This is a genomic window from Synechococcus sp. Cruz CV12-2-Slac-r (assembly GCF_024346075.1).
Classification (GTDB): Bacteria; Cyanobacteriota; Cyanobacteriia; order PCC-6307; family Cyanobiaceae; genus Synechococcus_D.
In genome coordinates this window covers 1-2,517 of the sequence record NZ_JAGQEK010000203.1, presented here as the reverse complement: position 1 = coordinate 2,517, position 2,517 = coordinate 1, and the positions used below count along the sequence as shown (strand labels likewise).

Below are 2,517 nucleotides of genomic sequence, written 5' to 3'. Positions count from 1 at the left end.
GCCATATTTAGTTGCCATTAAGCCTATCGAGTGCTACTTCTGGAGTAGAGGAATTTTTTTTCTTTCCAATGGCACAGCTCACCATCAAGCTCAGCGATAAGGGGCTTGCTTTAATTGCTCAACTGCAAAAGGAAATTTTTAACCGCCGCCGTAAAAAAGTAACCACCGCTGGAGTGGTTGAAACTTTGATCGAAAGCGGTGCAAAGTCACAAAGTGACAAGCGTTTTGCCGCCTCTTGGCAAAATTTGGTAGCAGATATTGAAAGGGCTGCAAAAGTGGCTGATACCTACGGCAATAAACCCGCCAGCCTTAGTGATGCTGAATGGGCTTTGGTATTAAGCCACCGCACCCGGCCCCAGCGCCCGAGCACTGCTGCCCGCAAGCCCCCTGCTAAAAAGCCCGCAGCACGCACAAAACGCGTTGCAGCAAAGCCCGCAGCTTCTGATGTGGCATCAGCCTCCTGAGCTGGCTTCACGGTTCACCGCACTGACCTCGCTGGCGGAGCCAATGGTCTGCCAGCACTAGGGCCACCATCGCTTCCACCATCGGTACAGCCCTTGGCAGAACGCATGGATCGTGTCTGCCTTTGGCGGAAATCGTGGTGCTATTGCCGCTGGCAGTAATCGTTTGTTGTTCTTTACGGATTGTGGCGGTGGGTTTAAAAGCCACCCGGATGAGGATCGGCTCGCCGTTGCTGATCCCCCCTTGAATGCCGCCTGAATTGTTGGTGGCTGTATGGAGGCTGCCATCGCCGGTTGCCAGAAAGGCATCGTTGTGTTCGCTGCCTTTCATCAAAGTGCCAGCAAAGCCGGAACCAATCTCAAAGCCTTTTGTAGCTGGTAAAGACATCACTGCCTTAGCAAGATCAGCTTCCAACTTGTCGAATACCGGCATCCCAAGCCCTAAAGGCGCATGGCGCACTACACATTCGATTACACCACCGCAGGAATCACCCTCACGGCCAATCGCTTCGATGCGTTCGATCATTTGAACTGCCATCTCAGGATCAGGGCAGCGCACAATGTTGCTTTCCACTGTTTCTAGGTTCACCAGAAGTGGATCAATAGTTGCTTCTAGGTTGTGGATGCGTTTTACCCAAGCCAGCACCTCAGTGCCGGCAGCTTCCGCTAGTAATTGTTTGGCGATTGCGCCAGCTGCCACGCGGCCAATCGTTTCCCGCGCTGAGGCTCTACCACCTCCACTGCGGGCTTGGATTCCATATTTCGCCTGGTAAGTGGCATCTGCGTGGGAAGGGCGAAAGGCCACTTCCATTTCTTTGTAGTCCTGGGGTCTTTGGTCTTTATTGCGCACCACCATGGCAATAGGTGTACCAAGGGTGACGCCATCCAGCACACCACTGAGGATTTCCACTTGATCCTCCTCTTTGCGGGGCGTGGTGATTTTGCTTTGGCCCGGTTTTCTGCGATCAAGATCAGCCTGGATCGCCTTGATATCCAGTTGTAATCGTGGTGGGCAGCCATCCACAATCACCCCAACCCCGCCACCATGGGATTCACCAAAGGTGGAAATCCGAAATAACTGACCAAAACTACTGCCCATAAATTATTTAAACCTGATCCTGAGCCTAGTTGGCCCCATATTTGCTAGAGATGTTGAGTAGTTGGCTAAAAGATGAGAAAAGGCGAACGTGCTGCCCTTGTTATGCAACGGCTGGAGCAGCACTATCCAGAAGTTCCTGTGCCCCTTGATCACAGCGATCCATTTACTTTGCTTGTTGCGGTGTTGTTAAGCGCCCAATGCACAGATAAAAAAGTAAACGAAGTTACCCCTGCATTATTTAAAGATGGTCCAAATCCTGCCGCTATGGCAGCTTTAAGTGAGGCCATAATTCTTACGCACATACGTCAATTGGGTTTAGCGCGCACAAAAGCCGCTCATGTGAAGCGCTTAGCTGAATTATTAATTGAACGCCACGGTGGCCAAGTGCCTAAGAGCTTCACGGCCCTAGAAGCCCTGCCTGGGGTGGGTCATAAAACCGCCAGCGTAGTAATGGCACAAGCATTTGGGGTGCCGGCATTTCCAGTGGATACCCATATTCATCGTTTAGCTCAGCGCTGGGGCTTAAGCAGTGGTGAGAATGTGGCGCGCACTGAAACCGATCTAAAGCGTTTATTTCCAATGGAGGCATGGAATAAATTGCACCTCCAAATTATTTTTTATGGCCGTGAATTTTGCACTGCCCGCGGCTGTAATGGCATGCTGTGCCCCCTCTGCAAAGAACTGTTTCCTAATCGGCGCAAGCCTTTGTTAACGAGTAAGGCCTAAACCATTAAAAAGCCCCCGCGTTAGCGGGGGCGATTTCTATTCCTCTAATTAAGCGATTTGCTTAGTTAGTGATCAACCGATTGCAGGGGCGGTTAGTGCTACTGGAGCGCTTTCAGCTGCTGCAAGATCGAGTGGGAAGTTATGGGCATTACGCTCATGCATTACTTCCATACCCAAACCAGCGCGGTTCAAGATATCAGCCCAGGTATTCACTACACGGCCTTGGCCATC

At 51.3% G+C, this 2,517-nt stretch carries 3 protein-coding genes and 1 pseudogene; 2 read left to right on the top strand and 2 right to left on the bottom strand.

Annotated features, from left to right (window positions below; genetic code table 11):
- The first annotated feature begins 68 nt into the window (after window positions 1–68).
- Window positions 69–464, top strand: a complete 396-nt coding sequence (locus KB557_RS10650; protein WP_255134036.1) for a hypothetical protein — start codon at window positions 69–71, stop codon at window positions 462–464.
- Between the two features lie 7 nt (window positions 465–471).
- On the opposite strand, the gene aroC is transcribed toward KB557_RS10650, so the two are convergent.
- Window positions 472–1,560: a chorismate synthase gene (gene aroC, locus KB557_RS10645; protein ID WP_255134034.1), complete on the bottom strand. Its 1,089-nt coding sequence runs from the start codon at window positions 1,558–1,560 to the stop codon at window positions 472–474.
- Between the two features lie 72 nt (window positions 1,561–1,632).
- Here aroC and nth point away from each other — a divergent pair, with 72 nt between their 5' ends.
- Complete coding sequence (gene nth, locus KB557_RS10640) at window positions 1,633–2,286, top strand: endonuclease III (RefSeq protein WP_255134032.1); 654 nt, start codon at window positions 1,633–1,635, stop codon at window positions 2,284–2,286.
- Between the two features lie 72 nt (window positions 2,287–2,358).
- On the opposite strand, the pseudogene KB557_RS10635 reads toward nth, so the two are convergent.
- Window positions 2,359–2,517, bottom strand: a pseudogene (locus KB557_RS10635) (photosystem II q(b) protein); the annotation flags it as partial.

Bases quoted from the DNA above. Each gene is read 5' to 3' on its own strand.
- nth (WP_255134032.1), top strand. From the start codon at position 1,633: ATGAGAAAAGGCGAACGTGCTGCCCTTGTTATGCAACGGCTGGAGCAG.
- KB557_RS10650 (WP_255134036.1), top strand. From the start codon at position 69: ATGGCACAGCTCACCATCAAGCTCAGCGATAAGGGGCTTGCTTTAATT.
- aroC (WP_255134034.1), bottom strand. From the start codon at position 1,560: ATGGGCAGTAGTTTTGGTCAGTTATTTCGGATTTCCACCTTTGGTGAA.